The sequence below is a fragment of the Micromonospora sp. Mcm103 genome (assembly GCF_024519755.1).
Classification (GTDB): domain Bacteria; phylum Actinomycetota; class Actinomycetes; order Mycobacteriales; family Micromonosporaceae; genus Micromonospora; species Micromonospora aurantiaca.
Window position 1 is genome coordinate 1 of sequence record NZ_JALJRJ010000049.1, and the last position, 1,768, is coordinate 1,768.

General features: G+C 72.5%; 1 protein-coding gene. It reads left to right on the forward strand.

What is annotated here, in order from left to right; translation table 11 throughout:
• The coding region (locus tag OC439_RS30105) for a condensation domain-containing protein (protein ID WP_262016372.1) at positions 1-1,768 on the forward strand (1,768 nt) is incomplete at both ends.

A 1,768-nucleotide genomic window follows, 5' to 3' on the forward strand; every position in this document is an offset into this window, starting at 1 on the left:
GACCGCCAACGGCAAACTCGACCGCCGCGCCCTGCCGTCGCCCCCGGCCGCCGAGCCGGCGCTCGCCGACGACACCCCGATGACCGATGTCGAGACCGCGGTTGCCGAGGCGTGGCAGCGCGCCCTGAACACGGCGCCGATCGGCCGGCACGACAGGTTCTTCGAGCGCGGCGGCGACTCGATCCGGGCCGTCGCCGTCGTCGGCGCGCTGCGGGGCCTCGGCTACGACCTGACCGTGCGCGACGTCTTCGCCCAGCGCACGGTCGCCGACCTGGCCGCCGTCCTCGCTACCCGCGGCACCGCGGCCGAGGCGCCGGCGGGCGTCGCCCCGTACTCGCTGATCAGCGACGCGGACCGGGCCCTGCTCCCGGGCGGCACGGTCGACGCGTACCCGCTGGGCGAGGTCCAGCTGGGCATGGTGGCCGAGCAGTTAGCGAGCGGAGAGCGCCGGGTCTACCACAACGTCGCCGCTCGGCGGATCAAGGACGACCGGCCGTTCGACGAGACCGCGTTCCGCCGGGCCGTCCAGGTGCTCAGCGCCCGGCACGAGAACCTGCGTACGTCGGTGCACCTCACCGGCTACTCGGTGCCGATGCAGATCGTGCACGAGACCGCCGCCGTCCCGGTGCGGGTCGTGGACGGACGCGGCACCGACCAGGCGACCGGCGAGCGTCGGCTCACCGCCGAGGTGGCGGCCGAGCGGGCCGCCCCGCTGGAGTTCCGCTCCGCGCCGCTGATGCGGGTCGCCGCGCTGATGGAGAACGACACCACCTGGTGGTTGCTGATCACCTGCTCGCACGTGATCACGGATGGTTGGAGCAACGCCACCTTCGAGATGGAACTGGCGAACGTCTACCGCGAGATCCGCGACACCGGCGAGCCCGCACCCTACGAGCCGCCGCCCGTCCGGTACGCCGATGTGATCGCCGGCGAGCTCGCATCGCTGCGCAACCCCGCCGACGCCGCGTTCTGGAAGCGGATCGTTGACGACTACGCGCGTTTCGACCTGCCCGCCGCCTGGGTCGGCACGCCAGGGGAGGACGCCGAGCCGTACGGCGTGAGCGTGCCGATCGCCGATCTCGCCACCGACCTGCGGGCCCGGGCGGCCGAGGCCGGCGTGCCGCTCAAGACCGTGCTGCTCGCCGCCCACCTGGAGGTACTCAGTTGCCTCACCGAGGCGCCGGCCTTCCACACCGGCGTCGTCTTCCACGGACGGCCCGAGGCGGTCGGCGCGGAGCGGGTGCTCGGCATGCACCTCAACTCGCTGCCGTTCCCACACCGGCGCGGCGCCCGGACCTGGCGCGAGCTGCTCACCCGGGTCTTCGAGCAGGAGACCGAGGTCTGGGCGCACCGCCAGTACCCGCTGTCCCGCATCCAGCGGGACACCGCAGCCGGTTCCCGGCTGATCGACGTGCTGTTCAACTACATCGACTTCCACCAGGTCGACGGCGAGATCGTGGACCAGGGCGTCGCGGTCAACCAGCAAGCCAACGATTTCGGTCTCTCCGTGCACGCCTACGGCGACCGCCGACTCGGCATCGCCACCCGCACCGGACTGCTCGCCCCGCAGCACGCGGAACAACTCGCGGCCATGTACCGGTCGGTTCTGGCCGGGATCGCCGCGGGACTGGACGAGGAGGCGACGGTGCCGCTCACCTTCGGTACGGACGCGGGCAGCGCCCCGTCCGCGGTCACCGTCTCCGACGACGGACCGCTGGTGCACGAGTTGTTTGAGGCGCGGGTGGTGGAGAGTCCTGATGTGGTTGCG